This window comes from Pseudomonas sp. B16120 (assembly GCF_044218845.1).
GTDB classification, from domain to species: domain Bacteria; phylum Pseudomonadota; class Gammaproteobacteria; order Pseudomonadales; family Pseudomonadaceae; genus Aquipseudomonas; species Aquipseudomonas paracarnis.
The window spans coordinates 4947638-4967470 of the sequence record NZ_CP162588.1; the positions used below are offsets into that span (position 1 = coordinate 4947638).

16 protein-coding genes and 2 pseudogenes are annotated in these 19833 nt (G+C 61.8%); 11 read left to right on the forward strand and 7 right to left on the reverse strand.

Translation table 11 applies throughout. From position 1 onward, the window contains the following. Positions 1-66: 66 nt before the first annotated feature. Positions 67-312 (reverse strand): hypothetical protein, encoded by a 246-nt coding sequence (locus AB4P90_RS23110; RefSeq protein ID WP_019817340.1) that lies wholly within the window; start codon positions 310-312, stop codon positions 67-69. Between the two features lie 41 nt (positions 313-353). Next, the gene (locus AB4P90_RS23115; RefSeq protein ID WP_003193915.1) at positions 354-695 is read right to left on the reverse strand and encodes an antibiotic biosynthesis monooxygenase family protein; all 342 of its coding nucleotides are present in this window, start codon (positions 693-695) and stop codon (positions 354-356) included. Positions 696-1022: 327 nt separating this feature from the next. Here AB4P90_RS23115 and AB4P90_RS23120 point away from each other — a divergent pair, with 327 nt between their 5' ends. Next, complete coding sequence (locus tag AB4P90_RS23120; RefSeq protein WP_003193916.1) at positions 1023-1952, forward strand: AraC family transcriptional regulator; 930 nt, start codon at positions 1023-1025, stop codon at positions 1950-1952. 123 nt (positions 1953-2075) lie between these two features. On the opposite strand, the gene AB4P90_RS23125 is transcribed toward AB4P90_RS23120, so the two are convergent. From AB4P90_RS23125 to edd, 4 genes are all read right to left on the reverse strand, one after another. Continuing rightward, entirely contained in the window at positions 2076-3545 is a 1470-nt protein-coding gene (locus AB4P90_RS23125; RefSeq protein ID WP_395605399.1) for an ATP-binding protein, read from the reverse strand. Next, positions 3535-4269 carry a response regulator gene (locus AB4P90_RS23130; protein WP_395605400.1) on the reverse strand — a complete coding sequence of 245 codons (735 nt, stop codon included), beginning with the start codon at positions 4267-4269 and terminating at the stop codon, positions 3535-3537. The genes AB4P90_RS23125 and AB4P90_RS23130 overlap by 11 nt, the downstream gene beginning before the upstream one ends. A gap of 138 nt (positions 4270-4407) precedes the next feature. Further along, complete coding sequence (locus AB4P90_RS23135; protein ID WP_395605401.1) at positions 4408-5364, reverse strand: glucokinase; 957 nt, start codon at positions 5362-5364, stop codon at positions 4408-4410. Continuing rightward, a complete protein-coding gene (gene edd / locus AB4P90_RS23140; RefSeq protein ID WP_014719752.1) occupies positions 5361-7187 on the reverse strand; it encodes a phosphogluconate dehydratase in 1827 nt (608 codons plus the stop codon). Before edd ends, AB4P90_RS23135 begins: the two co-directional genes overlap by 4 nt. A gap of 221 nt (positions 7188-7408) precedes the next feature. Between edd and gap the strand changes: the two genes are divergently transcribed. The 8 genes and pseudogenes from gap to AB4P90_RS23180 all read left to right on the forward strand — a co-directional run. After that, entirely contained in the window at positions 7409-8410 is a 1002-nt protein-coding gene (gap, locus tag AB4P90_RS23145) for a type I glyceraldehyde-3-phosphate dehydrogenase (protein ID WP_003193921.1), read from the forward strand. A gap of 211 nt (positions 8411-8621) precedes the next feature. Continuing rightward, complete coding sequence (locus AB4P90_RS23150) at positions 8622-9140, forward strand: RNA polymerase sigma factor (RefSeq protein WP_003193922.1); 519 nt, start codon at positions 8622-8624, stop codon at positions 9138-9140. A 74-nt stretch (positions 9141-9214) separates the two neighbouring features. After that, the gene (locus AB4P90_RS23155) at positions 9215-10183 is read left to right on the forward strand and encodes a FecR domain-containing protein (RefSeq protein ID WP_019817338.1); all 969 of its coding nucleotides are present in this window, start codon (positions 9215-9217) and stop codon (positions 10181-10183) included. A gap of 115 nt (positions 10184-10298) precedes the next feature. After that, positions 10299-12863, forward strand: a complete 2565-nt coding sequence (locus AB4P90_RS23160; RefSeq protein WP_395605402.1) for a TonB-dependent receptor — start codon at positions 10299-10301, stop codon at positions 12861-12863. 137 nt (positions 12864-13000) lie between these two features. Further along, the gene (locus AB4P90_RS23165) at positions 13001-13609 is read left to right on the forward strand and encodes a biliverdin-producing heme oxygenase (RefSeq protein WP_014719756.1); all 609 of its coding nucleotides are present in this window, start codon (positions 13001-13003) and stop codon (positions 13607-13609) included. 169 nt (positions 13610-13778) lie between these two features. After that, positions 13779-14180 carry a YbaN family protein gene (locus AB4P90_RS23170; protein WP_014719757.1) on the forward strand — a complete coding sequence of 134 codons (402 nt, stop codon included), beginning with the start codon at positions 13779-13781 and terminating at the stop codon, positions 14178-14180. A gap of 279 nt (positions 14181-14459) precedes the next feature. Then, a pseudogene (locus tag AB4P90_RS23175) lies at positions 14460-15551 on the forward strand (cache domain-containing protein); the annotation flags it as partial. A 381-nt stretch (positions 15552-15932) separates the two neighbouring features. Beyond that, positions 15933-16457 (forward strand): annotated as a pseudogene (locus tag AB4P90_RS23180) (methyl-accepting chemotaxis protein); the annotation flags it as partial. A gap of 135 nt (positions 16458-16592) precedes the next feature. Here AB4P90_RS23180 and AB4P90_RS23185 read toward each other — a convergent pair. Next, entirely contained in the window at positions 16593-17156 is a 564-nt protein-coding gene (locus AB4P90_RS23185) for an NAD(P)H nitroreductase (protein WP_038451385.1), read from the reverse strand. Positions 17157-17296: 140 nt separating this feature from the next. Between AB4P90_RS23185 and AB4P90_RS23190 the strand changes: the two genes are divergently transcribed. Together AB4P90_RS23190 and AB4P90_RS23195 are read left to right on the forward strand one after the other, a co-directional pair. Continuing rightward, positions 17297-18736, forward strand: a complete 1440-nt coding sequence (locus tag AB4P90_RS23190) for a di-heme oxidoredictase family protein (protein ID WP_191948876.1) — start codon at positions 17297-17299, stop codon at positions 18734-18736. Between the two features lie 31 nt (positions 18737-18767). Then, complete coding sequence (locus AB4P90_RS23195; protein WP_054918348.1) at positions 18768-19832, forward strand: imelysin family protein; 1065 nt, start codon at positions 18768-18770, stop codon at positions 19830-19832. Position 19833 lies beyond the last annotated feature (1 nt).

Consider the following 19833-nt stretch of genomic DNA (forward strand, 5'->3'; position numbering starts at 1 on the left):
CCCAAGAGTGACTGATACACCGCTATCGCAGGCAAGCCAGCTCCCACATTGGTTAGGTGTGCTGCCTCAGCGTTCAGCAGTCGCCCAGGTCAGTTGGCCTTCTGCATCCACATCGACCAGATGCTCGAGTTGCAACGTCGCCGCATCATCGGCATCGGACGCTGTCTTGAACGTCTGCCCATCAAGGATCTTGTGAAACCTGGGTGCGCCCATGCCATCCAGTGCCTTGACGGCGACGGCGGCGCTGTAGCCACCTTCGCCCGGTACTACGGCGGAAACGGCTTCGTGGTGGGCAAATTGTTTACGTGCCATGTTGCAAGTCCTGGCCAATGGAAAGTCGGCCATTCTAACCGTTAACCGGCCAGTTGCAGGTACTCGCCGTAGGCCTGTGCCGCCGATGCGTCGGTGAAGGTCTGGAAGTCCATGCTGCGCACGACCATGTCGTTCAGAAGCTCAGTGAAGATCATCAGGGCCGGAGAGTTGAAGTAGGCGCTCATGGCCTGCTCGCTGCTCCAGAACCCGGATACCAGCCATACATCGGGGTCGACCTGGGAGTGCTGCAACGAGAATTGCAGGCAACCCTGGGCCTGGCGACCCGGTTCGATCAAACTGCTCAAGCGTGCACCGAGTTCGGTGCTGCACCCGCTACGGGCGCGGATAAAGGCCATATGGCTCGCGGGAATGGGGGTGGACATGTTCGACTCTCCCGTTGAGAAGTGATGCTCGGCAAGCACAATGAGGGCGTGTTGCCACAGGATCAAAGATAACGGCGCGGCGGTAAGCGCGGTTAGTCAATTCCTGCAGGCTTATTGCACAATCCTGCGAGAAGCGTAGGGAGGACGTTCGGTCTCAGCATTTATTCCAGGCCCAGGCCCCATGTTTCAGGCAGATGACAGGCTGCGTACTTGCCTGATTCACGCGATCTCGCAGGATCAGGCAAGGATGCTGCAGAATCGACGTAACACTTTTTGAAAAGCCGCCGCTAAGCTGAGCCCATCAAAGCAGCGTGTAGAGGACGCCCCATGCCGTCGCCCGAATCCAAGCCCGTTCCCCTCGATGCCGAGATGGAGAAACAACGCGCCGAGCTGGCCAGTATCGTGCACCGCCATACCTGGGAGGACGGCTCCTACGGCACGGCGATCACCTCGCTGTACCTGAACCGCCACAACGCGCCCCGGGATTTCATGCCGGTGCTGGTGGAACCCGCGCTGTGCATCCTAGCCAGTGGCAGTAAGGAAGTGCGCCTGGCCGACGAGATCTTTGCCTACGACCCGCTCAACTACCTGGTGTTCTCGGTGGCGATGCCGGTGGCCGGCCGCATTATTGACGCCACCGCCGAGGACCCGAACCTCTCGGTGCGTATCAATATCGACCCGGCGCAGCTCACCGCGCTGATCGCAGAGGCCGGGCCGATGGGCGTGCCCTCGCGCCCGACCTCACGAGGCATGTACGTCGACCGCATCGATCACGCACTGCTCGACGCGGTGCTGCGCCTGACCCGCTTGCTGGACACGCCTAAAGACATCGCGATGCTCGCGCCCTTGATCAACCGTGAAATTCTCTACCGCTTGCTGCGTGGCCCGCAGGGTTATCGCCTGTATGAAATCGCTGTGGCTAACAGCCAGAGCCATCGGGTGAGCCAGGCGATCACCTGGCTGAACGGCAACTATGAACAGCCGCTGCGTATCGACGACCTGGCCAAGGAAGTGAACCTGAGCGTCTCGACCTTGCACCATCGCTTCAAAGCGATCACGGCCATGAGCCCGCTGCAATACCAGAAGCAACTGCGCTTGCAGGAAGCCCGGCGGCTGATGATTGCCGAAGGGCTGGAGGCCTCGGCGGCGGGCTATCGGGTGGGGTATGAAAGCCCGTCCCAGTTCAGCCGGGAGTACAGCCGGTTGTTCGGTGCGCCGCCGCTGCGCGACCTGGCCCGGTTGCGCCAAAGCATCTGATGTACGCAGAGCAACATGTGGGAGCTGGCTTGCCTGCGATGGCGGTGTGTCAGTCACTAATGAGTCAACTGAACCACCGCTATCGCAGGCAAGCCAGCTCCCACATTTGATCTCAGGTGTTTGTTAGTCCAAGGTTCTTGGTAGTTGCAGGGTGACGCGCAGGCCGCCTTCACGCAGGTTCTGCAAACTCACTTCGCCACCATGGCTATGGGCAATATTGCGCGCAATGCCCAACCCCAGTCCGTAACCCTGCTGCTGGCCGGCCAGTCGAAAGTGCGGTTCAAATACCTGTTCCAGCCGCTGCTGCGGCACACCAGGCCCCTCGTCATCCACATGCAGAATGAACTGCGCGCCATCGTCCTCGATATGCAAATGCGCGTTCTGCCCGTACTTCAGCGCGTTGTCGATCAGGTTGCCGATGCAACGCTTGAGCGCCAGCGGCTTGCCTGGGTAGGCTGACAGCGCCGCGCCATCGAGGGTCACTCGGCCATTGCCATGGGGTGCCAGGTATGGCTCCACCAGGCATTCGAGGACGTGGTTGAGGTCCACCGGCTGGATGTTTTCGTGGATGTCGGTGTCTTTCACGCATTGCAACGCACCCTTGACCAGCAATTCCAGTTCATCCAGGTCACGGCCGAATTTGTTTTGCAGGTTCTCGTCCTCCAGCAATTCCACGCGCAGGCGCAGGCGGGTGATGGGTGTGCGCAGGTCATGGGAAATCGCGCTGAACAACTGGCTGCGCTCGGTCAGGTAACGGCTGATGCGTTCACGCATGGCATTGAACGCACGGCCCACTTCCACCACTTCGCTGCCGCCGCCTTCAGCCACCGGCTCCACATCGGCGCCCAGGGACATGTCCCGCGCCGCTCGCGCCAGGCGTTTGAGCGGCCTGCTTTGCCAGTGCACCAGCAGGCCGATGAACAGCAGCAGAAAACCGCTGGTGAGCACGATGAACCACACCTGCTGGGACGGCAGGCCTTGCTCTTCCAGGCTGGTGTAGGGCTCGGGCAATAGCGAGGCGATGTACAGCCATTCACCGGGTGCCAGTTGGATCTGGGTGACCAGCACCGGCGGGTTCACCGGCTCCAGGGTCAACGCGTAATGGGCCCAGGAGCGTGGCAGTTCGTCGAGCTTCAGGCCGGCATTGAAGATGCGCAGGTCTTCGGCGCTGACGAACTCCACCGAGATGTGCACGTCGGCACCCAGGGTCTGGCGCAGCACTTCATCCACCGCCACCAGCACCGCCTGCTTGCGCGGGGTTTCGGACAATAGCTGCATGTCCAGCGGGCGATCGTTGAGGGTCACCACAAAACGCGTGCCGCCCATACTGCGCAATTGGTCCAGCACCAACGGGCGATAGGCCACCGGCAGCGACCGGAAGTAACTCACGCTGGCGGTCATTGAATGCGCGAGGCTGCGGGCGCTGGTGACCAAGCCCTCAAGCTGGGTGGCGCGCAATTGCGACACCCAGATCACGCTGGACAGCGCCTGGGCGAACAGCACCGCCAGTAAGGTCAGCAGTAACATGCGCCCCAGCAGCGAGCGGGGTACCGGGAAGCGGCGACGGCGTTCGTTCAGCGCTTCAGTGGGCATTGCCGGCAACCACGCTGGCTGCCAGTTGATAGCCGCTGCCGCGCACGGTGCGGATCAGCCGCGGAGGTTTCTCGGTGTCGCGCAGGCGCTGGCGCAAGCGGCTGACGGCCATGTCGACGATACGGTCCAAGGGCATGAGGTCGCGGCCACGGGTGGCGTTGCCGATGGTGTCGCGGTCGAGGATCTGTTGCGGGTGGTCGAGAAACAACTTGAGCAAGGCGAAGTCGGCACCGGAGAGGACCACCTCTTCACCATCCACATGAAACAAGCGGTGGCTGATCATATCCAGGCGCCATTCATCGAACACCCACACATCACCGCCGCTGCTGCGCTCCTGGCCGAATTGGCAGCGGCGCAGCAGTGCCTTGATACGCGCCTGCAACTCGCGGGGGCTGAACGGCTTGCCGATATAGTCATCGGCGCCCAGCTCCAGGCCGATCACGCGGTCGGCTTCGTCGGAACTGGCGGTGAGCATGATGATCGGCACCTGCGCCTGGCGCGGGTGCTGGCGAATCCAGCGGCACAGGCTGAAGCCGTCTTCGTCTGGCAACATGACATCGAGGATGACCAGGTCGCACGGCGCCTCGTTCATTGCCTGGCGGAACCCCGCACCGTCGGACACGCCACGGACCTGGAAGCCGGCGCGACTGAGGTAGGTTTGCAGCAATTCGCGGATTTCCTGGTCGTCGTCGACGAGGAGAATGGATTTACTGATTACGCTCACGGGGGCCTCCTTGTTGTTATGGCCTGGCTTAAATCATCGGGTGCGCTTTAGGCCGTCATCGCAGGCAAGCCAGCTCCCACACTTGGAATGCATTCCGGACTGTGGGAGCTGGCTTGCCTGCGATGGCGCCATTATGACCTATGCAAAAGCTTGCTCAAGCGCCACACCCGCCCCAGTCAGCCCGGAATACGGCGCCGTCACCAACCACACTGGAATACCTTTGAAGTAGTCGCTCATGCAGCCTTTATCCGTGAAGCTTTTAGCGAAACCACTGGCGATAAAGAAGTCGGCAAACCTCGGTATCACCCCACCCACGATGTACACGCCACCGCGTCCACCGGTGGTCAAGACGTTATTGCCCGCCACCCGGCCCAGCCAGATGCTGAACTGGTCCAATACTTCCATCGCCACCGGATCGCCGGCCAGGCCCGCCGCCGTGATGGCTTCGGGGGTGTCGAGCACCGGCTCATGCCCATCCACCGCACAAATCGCCCGGTACAGCCGCGGCAGGCCGCCGCCGCTTAACGCGGTTTCGGCGCTGACATGCCCGATCTCGCTGTAGATGTGTTGCCACAGCTGGGTTTCCCGTGGGCTGCTCAGGGGCAGGTCGACATGCCCACCCTCCCCCGGCAATGCTGCCCAACGGCCTGCGCCGAGGTCCAGCAAGGTGCCGACACCAAGACCCGTACCCGGGCCGATCACCACGGCCGGGCGCAAGGGCTCCGGCGTGCCTTCGCAGACCACGCGGAATTCGTCGGGCTTGAGCCGGGTCATGCCCAGGGCCATGGCCGAGAAGTCGTTGACCAGCAACAGTTCATCCACCTGCAGGGCCTGGCAAAACGCGGTTTTGCTCAGGCGCCAGTGGTTGTTGGTGAACTTGAATTCATCGCCGCTCACCGGCCCGGCCACCGACAGGCACACCGCACCGATGTCCCCGATTTCCAGGCCTTCCTCTTTGAGATAGACCTTGATCGCCTCTTCAGGGCTGCCGTGATCCGCCGTGGCATGCACGCGGATCGAATGCAGTTCCTGATCCCGCCATAACGCAAAACGGGCGTTAGTCCCCCCGATGTCACCGACCAGCGCAAGCTTCACTTAAGCGTCTCCAAGGCAGAGGTAAAGGCGCTGGCGCCCTGCTCTGCGGAGCTTGCGGCCAAGCGCATGAATGCAAACAGCTCGCGGCCGGCCCCCACGTTATTGCCCAACAGGCCCGTGGCAGGCGTGCGCGCTGCAAATACTTCGGCGTCCACCTTAAGCTCCAGGGTGCCGGTAACGCCATCGACGCGGATGATATCGCCATCCTGGACCCGCGCCAGCGGCCCGCCGCTCTGGGCTTCGGGGTTGACGTGGATCGCGGCAGGGATCTTACCCGACGCGCCGGACATGCGCCCGTCTGTTACCAACGCCACTTTGAAACCACGGTCCTGCAACACGCCCAGGAACGGGGTCATCTTGTGCAGTTCCGGCATGCCGTTGGAGCGCGGCCCCTGGAAGCGCATCACCGCGACAAAGTCTTTTTCCAAAAGGCCAGCCTTGAAGGCATCGGCCAGGTCCTGCTGGTCCTGGAACACCACCGCGGGCGCTTCGACAACCTGATGCTCCGGCGCTACCGCCGAAACCTTCATCACGCCACGGCCAAGGTTGCCTTCCATCACGCGCAAGCCGCCTTCCGGCGAGAACGCACGGGCCACCGGGCGCAGGATGGTTTCGTCGAGGCTTTCGATCGGGCCGTCGCGCCAGACCAGTTCGCCATCCACCAGGAAAGGTTCCTGGATATAGCGGCTCAGGCCCTTGCCGGCCACGGTGTTGACGTCTTCGTGGAGCAGGCCGGCTTCCAGCAGTTCGCGGATCAGGAACGACATACCGCCCGCCGCCTGGAAGTGGTTGATGTCAGCCTTGCCATTTGGATACACGTGGGACAGGGTCGGCACCACCTCGGAGAGGTCGGCCATGTCCTGCCAGGTCAGGATGATGCCTGCCGACATGGCAATGGCCGGCATGTGCAGGGTGTGGTTGGTGGAGCCGCCAGTGGCGTTGAGCGCAACGATGGAGTTGACGATGGACTTCTCGTCGACAATCTCGCCAATCGGCGTGAAGTTGCCATTGGCCTTGGTCAAACGCGTGACCTGGTGCGCAGCTTCACGGGTCAACGCATCCCGCAGGGGCGTGTACGGGTTGACGAACGAAGCGCCAGGCAAGTGCAGGCCCATGACTTCCATCAGCAACTGGTTGGTGTTGGCGGTGCCGTAGAAAGTGCAGGTGCCGGGGCTGTGGTAGGACTTCATCTCCGATTCCAGCAGTTCTTCGCGGCTGGCCTTGCCTTCGGCATAGCGCTGGCGCACATCGGCCTTCTGCTTGTTGGAGATACCCGAGGGCATCGGCCCGCCTGGCACGAAAATCATCGGCAGGTGGCCGTAGCGCAGCGCGCCCATCATCAGGCCAGGAACAATCTTGTCGCAGATGCCCAGCATCAGCGCGGCGTCGAACATGTTGTGGGACAGCGCTACCGCCGTGGACATGGCAATGACTTCACGGCTGAGCAGGCTCAGTTCCATGCCCGGCTCGCCCTGGGTCACGCCGTCGCACATGGCGGGGGTGCCGCCGGCGAACTGGCCGACCGAGCCGACTTCGCGCAGAGCCTTTTTGATTTGTTCGGGGAAATGCTCGTAGGGCTGATGCGCCGAGAGCATGTCGTTATAAGAAGAAACAATTGCAACGTTGGCGGCATTCATCATGCGCAGGCTGTTTTTGTCTTCGGTGCCGCAACCGGCCACGCCGTGGGCGAAGTTGGCGCATTGCAGCTTGCCGCGCATCGGACCGTCGCTGGCTGCGCCGCGAATGAGCGCAAGGTAAGCCTCGCGGGTGGCGCGGCTGCGGGCGATAAGCCGTTCGGTGACCTCAAGAACGCGGGGATGCATGTATAGAACTCCAGGCTAACGGATGTGGCGACCTGAGAGTCTATGCTGATCAAACGCCCACGGCTCATGGGATGGCAGGGGGTCGTTTGGATCATCGGACCAGTTGATTCAGGTCACTCGTTGTAGATTGAACAAAATATTGCCACTAAAAAGGCTTGTTTTCTATTTTTATGCGAATAATCTTGTAATTCTTACAACAAATCGACGACAGGCACTTTCCGATGACTCTTCGAATCGCAATCAATGGTTTTGGCCGTATCGGCCGTAATGTCCTGCGCGCACTGTATACCCAAGGCTATCGCCAGGATCTGCAGATCGTCGCCATCAACGATTTGGGCGACAGTTCGATCAATGCCCATCTGCTCAAGTACGACACCGTACACGGCACTTTCGACGCAGAGGTTGCCCACGATCAGGAAAGCCTGACCGTCAATGGTGACCGGATTGCCGTGAGTGCCATTCGCAACCCCGCCGACCTGCCGTGGGCTGCGCACAAGATTGACGTGGTGTTCGAATGCACCGGTCTGTTCACCGACCGTGACAAGGCTGCCGCCCATATTAGCGCCGGCGCGCGCAAGGTGATCATTTCGGCCCCGGCCAAAGGCGCGGACGCGACTGTGGTTTATGGCGTAAACCATGACATCTTGCGTCAATCCCACCAGATCATTTCCAACGCATCGTGCACCACCAACTGCCTGGCGCCGGTGGCCCAGGTGCTGCACCGCGAGCTGGGTATCGAAAGCGGGCTGATGACCACCATTCACGCCTACACCAACGACCAGAACCTCACCGACGTGTACCACACCGACCCGTACCGCGCGCGTTCGGCCACCCAGAACATGATCCCGAGCAAGACCGGCGCCGCTGAAGCGGTGGGCCTGGTGCTGCCGGAACTGGCAGGCAAGCTGACCGGCATGGCGGTGCGTGTACCGGTGATCAACGTGTCGCTGGTGGACCTCACCGTGCAGTTGAAGAAAGAAGCCACGGCCGATGAAGTCAACGCCCTGCTCAAACACGCCAGCCAGCATTCGAAGATCCTCGGCTACAACACCCTGCCGCTGGTTTCCAGCGACTTCAACCATAACCCGCTGTCGTCGATCTTCGACGCTAATCACACCAAGGTCAGCGGCAAATTGCTCAAAGTGCTCGCGTGGTATGACAACGAGTGGGGCTTCTCCAACCGTATGCTGGATAACTGCCTGGCGTTGTGTAACGCCGAGTAACTCCACAAGATCGACCAGATCGTTCCCACGCTCTGCGTGGGAATGCCACCCTGGACGCTCCGCGTCCTGCTCTTAAAGTTGTGACGCGGAGCGTCACAGGATGTGTTCCCACGCAGAGCATGGGAACGAGCGGCAATCCACAGAAATAGCCACTTGCCATTTCAGTTGATGATAAGCATTATCATTCACTGCAAATCGGTCTGGTATCACTGTGAGCCAATCTCGCTTCAACCACGTCTTCCTCACCCAACGGGTGATCCTGCTACGAACTCTGCAACGCATGGTGCATAACCACAGCACTGCCGAGGACCTGTTGCAGGAAACCTACCTGCGCGTGACTCGGGCCCTGAGCGAGCGGCCAATCGACCACCTTGAACCCTTTGTCTACCAGACAGCCCGCAACCTGGCGCTGGATCACTTGCGTTCGCGCAGGATTCAGGCGCGTACCCTGCAGGAGGATGTCCCGCTGGATGTCCTGCAAAGCGTCGCCGCGCCGGCCAGCACGCCGGAGGAAGCTACCCAGGCAGAGCAGCTGCTGGAGCACCTGAGTGTCAGCCTCGGCCAGTTGAGCGCCCGCCAGCAGCGGATTTTCATCCTCAGCCGCCTGCACGGTTGCAGCTACCAAGAGATTGCCGATCAATTGGGCGTGTCCTTGAGCACGGTGCAAAAGGAACTCAAATTGATCATGGCTATCTGTGTGGGTGTGGCCGAACGGCTGGATCAGCCTTAAGCTTCACCCGACAGAGGTGTCGATCCAAGCTGTAGGAAAAATGAATAAAACGTGGCGAAGACCCGAGGAACACCGTGACGGACCCGAATAAACTGCGCCCCCATGCGTTGGCTCATGAGGTGTTGCAAGACGCGGCCATGGACCAAGCCCTCGATTGGCTGATCGCCTTGCAGTGCCCGCAACCTGGGCAGCAGGCCGCGTTCGACGCCTGGCTGGCCCAGGACCCGGCGCATGTCCACGCCTTCAGCAAGGCCCAGGCCGCTTGGGGTGACGCGCCGGTACACAGCGCCGCCGTGGCCCTCGCCGCACCGCGCAAGCCCAGCGGCTGGCGCCGGATCAGACCGCACTGGAAACCCCTGGCCACCGCCGCCGTGTTACTGGTCGGCCTGTTCAGTTTCAGCAATCTGCCGGTGCGTTTGCAGGCCGACCATCTGACGGTGGTGGGCGAGCGCCAGCGCCTGCAACTGGACGATGGCTCCAAGGTGCTGCTGAACACCAACTCGGCATTTTCCAGCACCATCAAGGACCACCAGCGCATTGCCCGCCTCTACCAGGGCGAAGCGTACTTTGAAATAGCGCCCACCCGTGGCCTGCCGCTGGAGATCGACGCGGGCCCGGTGCGCGCCAGCGTGCGCGACACCGCCTTTGCCGTGCGCTACCTCAATGGCGAAGCCCAGGTTCAAGTGCAGCGCGGCGATGTCGACCTGAGCAACACGTTCGACGATGCCCGCGTGCGCCTGAGCGCCGGTGAAAGCATCCGCATCGGCCCCAAGGGTTTCGGCCAACCGGCCAAGCTCGACCCCAGCAAGGATCTGGCCTGGGTGCAGGGCCGGCTGGTATTCGAAAACTGCCCGCTGAGCGAAGTGCTGGCTGAGCTGCGCCGCTATTACCCCGGCTGGATCGTCAACAACAACGAGCAGTTGGCCAGCGTCGCCGTCACCGGCAACTACCGCCTCGACCAGCCCCTGGACGTGGTGCGCTCTCTGGCTCACATCACCTCGGCCAAGCTGTCGGAGTACCCGGCGCTGGTGATCCTGAACTAAATGAGAATTATTTTTACTCGATGTTAACCGGCGATACGTCTCGTTATAGCCAATGCAACTGATTCCTATTTGGTTCGGTTCGCAACTATAAGATTCGTATCCCGGAGCGCTCTCGATGTCCTCTCGTTTCAACCGCCGGTCTGCTTCGCCCGTTTTGTCCTTGCTGACCGCCGCGATCCTGCTGGCTGGTGCGCCCGTCATGAGCGCCACCGCCGCGGAACCTGCCGCTCGCACCCATGCCAACTACACGTTCAGCATCGAACAGCAGCCACTGGTGTCGGCACTCAACGCCTTCACCGCAGTGACCGGCTGGCAAGTGGGCCTGCCGGCCGAACTGGGCCAGGGCGTGTCGTCCCCTGGCGTGCGCGGCCCGCTGCCAGCGGAAAAAGCCCTCGAGCGGCTGTTGGTGGGGACCAACCTGAGCTATCGCAAACTGGGCACTAACAACATCGTGCTGGAAAAACGTAGCGCCGGCAGCGCCCTCGCCCTGCAACAGGTGACCATCAGCGCCACCCGCAATGAACAGGATGTGAACAGTGTACCGAGCACCGTCAGCGTGCACGACCGCGCAGAACTGGACCGCCAGCACGTCAACAACATCCGTGAACTGGTGCGCTACGAACCCGGCGTCTCCGTCGGCGGCGCCGGTACGCGCTCGGGTAACGCGGGCTACAACATTCGTGGCATCGACGGCGACCGCGTCCTCACCCAGGTGGATGGCGTCGAAGTGCCGGACAATTTCTTCAACGGCCCTTACGCCAAGACCCGCCGCAATTACGTCGACCCGGAAATCGTCAAGCGCGTGGAGATCCTGCGTGGCCCGGCCTCGGCCCTGTACGGCAGCAGCGCCATCGGCGGCGCGGTGAGTTATTTCACCCTCGACCCGGATGACATCATCAAACCAGGCCAAGACGTCGGCGCCCGCCTGAAGACCGGCTACAGCTCCGCCGACGAGAGCTGGCTGACCTCCGGCACCTTCGCCGGGCGTGTGCAAGACTTCGACGGTTTGCTGCACCTGAGCCAGCGCAATGGCCATGAAACCGAGTCCTACGATGGCAACAACGCCACCGGCCTGGCCCGTACCGGCGCCAACCCGGAAGATGCGCGCACCACCAACGTGCTGGCCAAGCTGGGCTGGAACTATGGCGATGACAACCGCCTGGGCCTGACCTATGAGAAGTTCAAGGATGACCGCGACGTCAATCTGAAAAACGCAGTGGGCGGCCCGTTCATCGGTGGTCGGGGCATGAACCTGTACCGCGACCGTCGCGGTAACGACACCATTACCCGCGAGCGCTTCGGCCTGGAAAACACCTTCGCCCTGGAGTCGCCGATTGCCGACCGCATCAAGACCAGCCTCAACTACCAGATCGCCAAGACCGACCAGACCACCGCCGAAATCTACCAGGCCGGCCGTCGCGTCTTGCGTACCCGCGACACCCTTTACGAAGAAAAACAGTGGGTCTTCGACGCGCAACTGGACAAAGCATTCAGCCTCGGCGAAACCGACCACCAAGTGACCTACGGCACCACCCTCAAGCAGCAGAAAGTCACCGGCTCACGCGAAGGCTCGGCCTCGTGCCTGGCCATTGGCGCCGGCTGCACCGCCATCGGCGCGCCAAGCCCATCAGCCAGCGACAGCGTGAAAAAGGCCAGCGACTTCCCCGACCCGACCATCAACACCTACTCGCTGTTCGCCCAGGACCAGATCACCTGGGACAAATGGACCTTCCTGCCCGCCGTGCGTTATGACTACACCCGGCTCAAGCCCAAGCTGACCCAGGAATTCCTCAACACCGTCAACCCGACCGGCGCCTATGCCGTCGATGGCAAAGACAAGACCTGGAACCGCGTCACACCCAAGTTCGGCCTCACCTATGCCCTGACCGACAACTACACCTGGTTCGGCCAATACGCCGAGGGCTTCCGCACGCCGTCTGCCAAAGCACTGTACGGTCGCTTCGAAAACCTCAACCTGGGCTACACCGTCGAACCCAACCCCGACCTCAAGCCGGAAACCAGCAAAGGCATCGAAACCGGGATTCGCGGCAAATTCGACGAAGGCTCTTTCGATATTGCGGTGTACTACAACAAGTACCGCGACTTTATCGACGAAGACAACGCCGTGGTCGGCGGCACCGTGGAGCAGTTCCAGGCGGTCAACATCAAGCGCGCCACCATCAAGGGCGTGGAAGCCAAGGGCCGCCTGAACCTGGATACCTTCGGCGCGCCGAAGGGTCTGTATACCCAAGGCTCGGTTGCCTACACCTACGGTCGCAACGACGACAATGGCGAGCCGTTGAACAGCGTCAACCCGCTCAAGGGCGTGTTTGGCCTGGGCTACGACCAGGACAACTACGGTGGCCTGGTGAGCTGGACCGTGGTGAAAAAACAGGACCGCGTCGACAGCACCACCTTCCACGCGCCCGACGGCGGCACCGACGGCCCGTTCAAGACCCCGGGCTTCGGCATCCTCGACCTGACCGCTTACTACAAGGTGAGCAAAGACGTGACCGTCAACGGCGGCCTCTACAACCTCACCGACAAGAAGTACTGGAACTGGGATGACGTGCGCAGCTACGACAGCGTCGGCGAAGCCGGTGTGACCGGCCCGGCCAACCTCGACCGCCTGACCCAGCCCGGTCGCAACTTTGCGATCAACGTGATCTGGGACATCTGACCCATCCGCCTCACCTCGCCGCCCTTGCAGCCGCGGCGAGGTGAGGATTTTTTACTGTGCCGCGTCTTCTTGTTCGTCTAGTTGATAACAGCTCTCTTCAGGGCGCCCAGGCGCTTCTCTTCTCAAGGACTTTTTTCATGACCGCTTCTTCCACCGCAGAACGCCCAAGCCTGCGCTCCCAACGCCTGAACCAGATCACCAACGCGCCGCACACCAAGCTCGACGCCTTGGTGAAAGCTCACGCGCCGTTCGAAACCCAAGCCAACTTCGCCCGTTTCGTGGTGGCCCAGTACCTGTTCCAATCGGAACTGGTGGCCTTGTACAACGATGCCGAGTTGAACCAGATCATCCCTGACCTGGCCGCCCGCTGCCGCGCCGAAGCGGCCAAGCTCGACCTGGCAGACCTGGACACCGAAATCCCGGCCCCGGTTGCCGGTGCGGTGAATAACCCCAGCAAAGCCGAAGCTTTGGGCTGGCTGTTCGTCTCCGAAGGCTCCAAGCTGGGCGCTGCGTTCCTGATCAAGCGCGCCGTGGGCCTGGGCCTGAGCGAAACCTTCGGTGCCCGCCACCTGGGCGAGCCGGCCGGTGGTCGCGCCGAAGGCTGGAAAAGCTTCACCCGCACCCTCGACGGCCTGGCATTCAGTGCCGAAGAAGAAGCTGCCGTGGAAAAAGGCGCGATTGATGCGTTTGTGCGCTTCACCGTGTTGCTGGAACAGGCGTACGCTAGCGCCCCAGAACTGGCGTAAGTGTTCTGGTAATCAGCGGTTCAATGTGGGAGCTGGCTTGCCTGCGATGGCGGTGGGTCAGCTCCAGATATTTAACCTGATACACCGCCATCGCAGGCAAGCCAGCTCCCACACTTGGGTGCATTTCATGGCTGATAATGTGTAAACCTTCCCACCAGAAAACTGCAGCATGACCGGCAAACCCCAATCCTCCTCCAAAATCGCCCAAGTCCTCTTTGGCCTGCTGGCCTACGTGAGCCTGGGGATCGGCTTGGTGGCGATTGTCATACCGGGGTTGCCCACCACCGAATTCATCTTGCTCGCTGCCTGGGCCGCCACCAAAAGCTCGCCGCGCCTCAGCGCCTGGCTGGAAAACCATCGCCTGTTCGGGCCGATTCTGTCCAACTGGCGCAATGGCAAGATCATCGCCCGCCGCGCCAAGGTCAGCGCCACGGTGAGCATGTTGCTGTGCGCCGTGCTGATGCTGGTGATGCTCGATCACGGCTGGCCGGTGTACCTGGCGATTGCCGGGATGAGCCTGGGCAACCTGTGGATCTGGTCCCGCCCCGAGCAGCTCGCACGCCCCGTATAACGGCCGGTGTAGGCGTTTTCCTACCGCTCATCGCCTATTTCTCATGAATTGATTTGTGACGCCGATGTTTCAGGTACGGCGCCGAATGGACTTGGCTCTTCTGCGTGCATTCCAACAAGTCCATTCGTGAGTGAACCTATGTTCGACACCCTCTCCATCCGCTTGAAAATCGTGTTACTGTCCGGCCTGTGCCTGCTGGGTGTGATTGCACTGGTGGTCGGCATCAATATCTACAACACCAACCAGAACGATCGGCTGGTCAGTGATTCAAGCTCACGAATGCTCACCGCCAGCGTTGAGCAGTTGCTGCAATCCAAAGCGGCCGAACAGGCCGGCCACTTGCAGCAGACCTTCGGCGAAAACCTGCTGGTGGTCACCGCCCTGGCCGACCAGATCAAAGACCTGCGTCAGTTGGGCACCCAACGCGCCCTTGAAGCCGGGGCCCTGCGTGAAGAGCTCAACCGCAGCGTCAAAACCGCGTTCGAGCGCAACACCAAAGTGCTGGGCATCTGGTTGTCGTTCGAACCCAACGGGCTGGATGGCAAGGACAGCGAATTCATCGACGACAAGGCCCGCGTCTCCAATGAAAAAGGCCGGTTTTCCAGCTACTGGAGTCGTGCTGGCGGCGAAGGCCAGAACACCATCATGGTCGAAGATGACCTGACCAAGACCACCCTCAACCTCAGCGGCACGCCTTACAACATCTGGTACACCTGCCCACGGGACACGCGCAGCACTTGCCTGCTGGACCCGTACGAAGACACGGTGGCCGGCAAACCGGTACTGATGACCACCATTTCCCTGCCGCTGATCGTCGACGGCAAAGTCATCGGCGTCGTCGGCGTGGACATCGCCCTCACCGCCCTGCAAGCGACCACCGATGCTGCGCAGAAAGACCTGTTCAACGGTGCCGCCCACCTGGAGATTCTGTCCAGCACCGGCCTGATCGCCGCCTACAGTGGTGAACCGGCCAAAGTCGGCAAGAACCTGATCGACAGCATCGGCGCCGAAGGCAAGGAGATCGTGCAACTGTTGGCCAATGACCGTCCGGTGATCCGTGAGCAGGACGACACCATTCGTGCCGTGTACCCGCTCAAGCCGATTGCCGGTGCCAAATCCTGGGGCGTGGTGATCAAGCTGCCCAAAGCGGTGATGCTGGCCGACAACGAAAAACTGCAAGCCGTACTCGACGAGGCCCAGGCAACAGGCACGCTAAAAGCCCTGCTGGTGGCCGCCGCCGCTGGCCTGCTGGGCTTGCTGTTGATCTGGCTGACCGCTACTGGCGTGACCCGCCCTATCAATAGCGTGGCCGCCATGCTCAAGGACATCGCCAGCGGTGACGGCGACCTCACCCAGCGCCTGGCCTACGCCAAGAAGGACGAACTGGGCGAGCTGGTGAACTGGTTCAACCGCTTCCTCGACAAACTGCAGCCGACCATTGCGCAGATCAAGCAAAGCATCACCGAAGCTCGTGGGACGGCCGATCAGTCGTCCGCCATTGCGCGCCAGACCAGCGAAGGCATGCAGGTGCAGTTCCGTGAAATCGACCAGGTCGCCACCGCGTCGAACGAAATGAGCGCCACCGCCCACGATGTGGCCAACAGCGCCTCCAATGCCGCCAGCGCGGCACGCGGCGCCGACCAGTCGGCTCGCGAAGGCATGTCGATCATCGAGCAGAGCACCCGCGATATCACCACCCTGGCCGACGAAGTCAGCAAAGCCGTGGGCGAAGTCGAAGCCCTGGCGGTCAACAGCGAGCAAATCGGTTCAGTGCTGGAGGTGATCCGCAGCATTGCCGAACAGACCAACCTGTTGGCGTTGAATGCGGCGATTGAAGCGGCGCGCGCTGGGGAAAGCGGACGTGGCTTTGCGGTGGTGGCCGACGAAGTGCGCAACCTGGCCAAACGCACCCAGGACTCGGTGGAAGAAATCCGCCTGGTGATCGAGCGTATCCAGAGCGGTACTCGTGGCGTAGTGGCGACGATGCACTCCAGCCAGCACCAGGCGCAGAGCAATGCCGGGCAGATCCATCAAGCCGTGCAAGCCCTGGGCAAGATCAGCGACGCGGTCACCGTGATCAGCGACATGAACCTGCAAATCGCCAGCGCGGCCGAACAGCAGAGCGCGGTGGCCGAAGAGGTCAACCGCAACGTCTCGGCGATTCGCACCGTGACCGAAACCCTCACGGGCCAGGCCACCGAGTCGGCGGCGATCAGCAGCCAGCTCAATGCGCTGGCCAGCCAGCAGATGAAGTTGATGGATCAGTTCAGGGTCTGACTCGGTTCTGAAAACACTAAACATCTGGGTGGGAGCCGGGCTCGCCCGCGATGCAGACAACTCGGTGTATCTGTGAAACCGAGTCGATGCCATCGCAGGCAAGCCAGCTCTCACATAGAGCAGAACAGCGGTGAATTACCGGCCGGGCCAGGCCTGGACGAACGGCGTCAGGTCTTCCTTCGGCGCCGTACGCGGTGGGTTCTGCGGTGTGCCCAGGTAGAGAAAGCCAATCACTTCTTCATTCGCCGCCAACCCCAGGCCTTTGGCGACATGGGCCGAGTAGGACAATTCGCCAGTACGCCACACCGCGCCAATACCCTGGGCATACGCCGCCAGCAGAATGCCGTGGGCCGCACAGGCGGCGGCCAGCAATTGCTCGGACTTGGGCACTTTGAAATGCTCTTGCACACGTGCAATCACCACCACCACCAGCGGCGCACGCAGCGGGCCGTTCTGGGCTTTATCGATGGCGGCTTGCGGTGCGTCGGCGTCTTGCAGGCGGGCGGCTTCGGCCAACAGCGTGCCCATCTGTTCACGGGCTGCGCCTTCGACGGTGAGGAAACGCCACGGGCGCAGTTGACCGTGATCGGGCGCGCGCATGGCGGCGGCGAACAGCAGGTCGCGCTGCTCCTGGGTCGGTGCCGGGTCGAGCAAACGGGGCACGGAAACACGGTTGAGCAAAGCGTCGAGAGCCTGCATTGGCCACCTCCATAAAAAAATGTGCAGCCATTCTAGCGGGAAAGAATCGGGATGCCACCAAACGATAATTGCTCTTATTCAATCTGCCCTGCCCTGTTAGACTTTGCGCCTTAATTTTCTGCCCTCGTCCAGGAATCTCGATGTTCCGTGCGCTTTTGTACCTGCCTGCAGCGTTAATGGCTTTAAGCCTGACTGCTTGCGATGACGCCCCTCGCTTCACGAAAGCAGAGCCGGGTGAATCGCGGGCCGGTGGCGCGGCGACGGTAAACAAGCGCGACCAGAACGCCTTTTCCCTGCCCTCGGCCAACCTCGCGCCGACGCGGCGCCTGGACTTCAGCGTCGGCAACAGTTTCTTTCGCAACCCGTGGGTGATTGCGCCGTCCACCACCACGGCGCGCGATGGCCTGGGCCCACTGTTCAATACCAACGCCTGCCAGAACTGTCATATCAAGGATGGCCGTGGCCACCCGCCGCTGCCCGACGCGCCCAATGCCGTGTCGATGCTGGTGCGCCTGTCCATCCATCCCTCTATTACAGAGCAGCCAGCCTACGCCAAGCTCATCGAACAGATCGGCGTGGTACCCGAGCCGGTCTACGGCGGGCAACTCCAGGACATGGCGGTGCCCGGCGTTGCGCCGGAAGGCAAGGTGCGGGTCGACTACACACCGGTCAACGTCAGATTCAAGGACGGTACGGTGATTGAATTACGCAAGCCCGACCTGCAGATCACCCAACTCGGCTACGGCCCGATGCACCCCGGCACACGCTTCTCGGCGCGTATCGCCCCGCCGATGATCGGCCTGGGCCTGCTCGAAGCGATCAGCGATGCCGATATCCTGCGCAACACCGACCCCAAGACCGCCGACAAAGAGGCCATCGTGGGCCGCGCCAATTGGGTCTGGGATGACGCTCAGGCCAAAACTGTCCTCGGGCGTTTTGGCTGGAAAGCCGGGCAGCCCAACCTCAATCAACAAAACGTTCACGCGTTTTCTGGTGATATGGGCCTCACCACGTCCCTGAGACCCTTCGATGACTGCACCGACGCCCAAGTGGCCTGCAAACAGGCGCCCAACGGCAATGGCCCGCAGGGTGAACCGGAAGTCAGCGATAACATCCTGCGCCTGGTGCTGTTCTACACCCGCAACCTCGCGGTGCCCGCACGTCGGGACGTTGATACGCCGCAAGTGCTGGCCGGCAAGAACCTGTTCTACCAGGCCGGTTGCCAAGGCTGTCACAAGCCCAGCTTCACCACCGCCGCCAATGCCGCCGAACCAGAACTGGCCAACCAGATGATTCGCCCTTACAGCGACCTGCTGCTGCACGATATGGGCGAAGGCCTGGCCGACAACCGTAGCGAATTCAAAGCCACTGGCCGCGACTGGCGCACCCCGCCGCTGTGGGGCATTGGCCTGACGCAAACCGTGAGTGGTCACACCCAGTTCCTGCATGACGGCCGCGCCCGCAACCTGCTTGAAGCCGTGCTGTGGCATGGCGGTGAAGCCCAAGCGGCGCAGCAACATGTGTTGTCGTTCAATGCCGAGCAGCGTGCCGCGTTGCTGGCGTTCCTGAATTCTTTATAAGCTTTGCCCCACTTACAGAAGGGAGCTCGACATGTTTCGTCCCAAGTTGTTGTTCACCAGCCTCGCCGCCCTGGCCTTGGGCGCCTGCTCGCCCCAAGACCCGCAAGCAGTGACCTCGGCAGCCATCGCCAAGCAAGTGATCCTGCCGACCTACAGCCGTTGGGTTGAGGCCGACCGTCAGTTGGCCGTCAGCGCCCTGGCCTACTGCCAAGGCAAGGAAAGCCTGGACACCGCCCGCGCTGACTTCCTGCACGCACAAAAAGCCTGGGCCGAGCTACAACCGCTGCTGATCGGCCCGCTGGCCGAAGGCAACCGGGCGTGGCAGGTGCAGTTCTGGCCAGACAAGAAGAACCTGGTCGGCCGCCAGGTCGAGCAACTGGTCAGCGCCCAGCCGCAGATCGACGCCGCGGCCCTGGCGAAATCCAGCGTGGTGGTGCAGGGCCTGTCGGCCTACGAATACATCCTCTACGACGCCAAGCCCGACGTCGCCGACGAAGCCCAGAAAGCCCGCTATTGCCCGTTGCTGATGGCTATCGGCGAGCGCCAGAAACTCCTGGCCGAAGAGATCCTGGCCAGCTGGAACAGCACCGACGGCATGCTCGCGCAAATGACCAAGTTTCCGAACCAGCGCTACGCTGATTCCCACGAAGCCATCGCCGATCTGCTGCGCGTGCAAGTGACCGCCCTGGACACCCTGAAGAAAAAACTCGGCACCCCAATGGGCCGCCAGACCAAGGGCATCCCGCAACCGTTCCAGGCCGATGCCTGGCGCAGCCAGTCGTCCCTGCAGAGCCTGGAAGCCAGCCTCGCCGCGGCTCAGACCGTGTGGGTAGGCGTCGATAACAAAGGCCTGCGTGGCCTGCTGCCGGCGGACCAGAAGCCCCTGGCCGAGAAAATCGACGCCGCCTACGCAGCGTCGCTGAAACTGTTCGCCAGCAACCAGCGCACCCTCAACGAACTGTTGAATGACGACGCCGGGCGCCAGCAACTCAACGACATCTACGACAGCCTCAACGTAGTCCATCGCCTGCATGAAGGTGAACTGGCCAAGGCGCTGGGCGTACAACTGGGCTTTAACGCCAACGACGGTGACTGAT

Bases quoted from the DNA above. Each gene is read 5' to 3' on its own strand.
- AB4P90_RS23195 (WP_054918348.1), top strand. From the start codon at position 18,768: ATGTTTCGTCCCAAGTTGTTGTTCACCAGCCTCGCCGCCCTGGCCTTG.
- AB4P90_RS23120 (WP_003193916.1), top strand. From the start codon at position 1,023: ATGCCGTCGCCCGAATCCAAGCCCGTTCCCCTCGATGCCGAGATGGAG.
- AB4P90_RS23170 (WP_014719757.1), top strand. From the start codon at position 13,779: ATGACCGGCAAACCCCAATCCTCCTCCAAAATCGCCCAAGTCCTCTTT.
- AB4P90_RS23185 (WP_038451385.1), bottom strand. From the start codon at position 17,156: ATGCAGGCTCTCGACGCTTTGCTCAACCGTGTTTCCGTGCCCCGTTTG.
- AB4P90_RS23190 (WP_191948876.1), top strand. From the start codon at position 17,297: ATGTTCCGTGCGCTTTTGTACCTGCCTGCAGCGTTAATGGCTTTAAGC.
- edd (WP_014719752.1), bottom strand. From the start codon at position 7,187: ATGCATCCCCGCGTTCTTGAGGTCACCGAACGGCTTATCGCCCGCAGC.
- AB4P90_RS23115 (WP_003193915.1), bottom strand. From the start codon at position 695: ATGTCCACCCCCATTCCCGCGAGCCATATGGCCTTTATCCGCGCCCGT.
- AB4P90_RS23110 (WP_019817340.1), bottom strand. From the start codon at position 312: ATGGCACGTAAACAATTTGCCCACCACGAAGCCGTTTCCGCCGTAGTA.
- AB4P90_RS23125 (WP_395605399.1), bottom strand. From the start codon at position 3,545: ATGCCCACTGAAGCGCTGAACGAACGCCGTCGCCGCTTCCCGGTACCC.
- AB4P90_RS23160 (WP_395605402.1), top strand. From the start codon at position 10,299: ATGTCCTCTCGTTTCAACCGCCGGTCTGCTTCGCCCGTTTTGTCCTTG.
- gap (WP_003193921.1), top strand. From the start codon at position 7,409: ATGACTCTTCGAATCGCAATCAATGGTTTTGGCCGTATCGGCCGTAAT.
- AB4P90_RS23165 (WP_014719756.1), top strand. From the start codon at position 13,001: ATGACCGCTTCTTCCACCGCAGAACGCCCAAGCCTGCGCTCCCAACGC.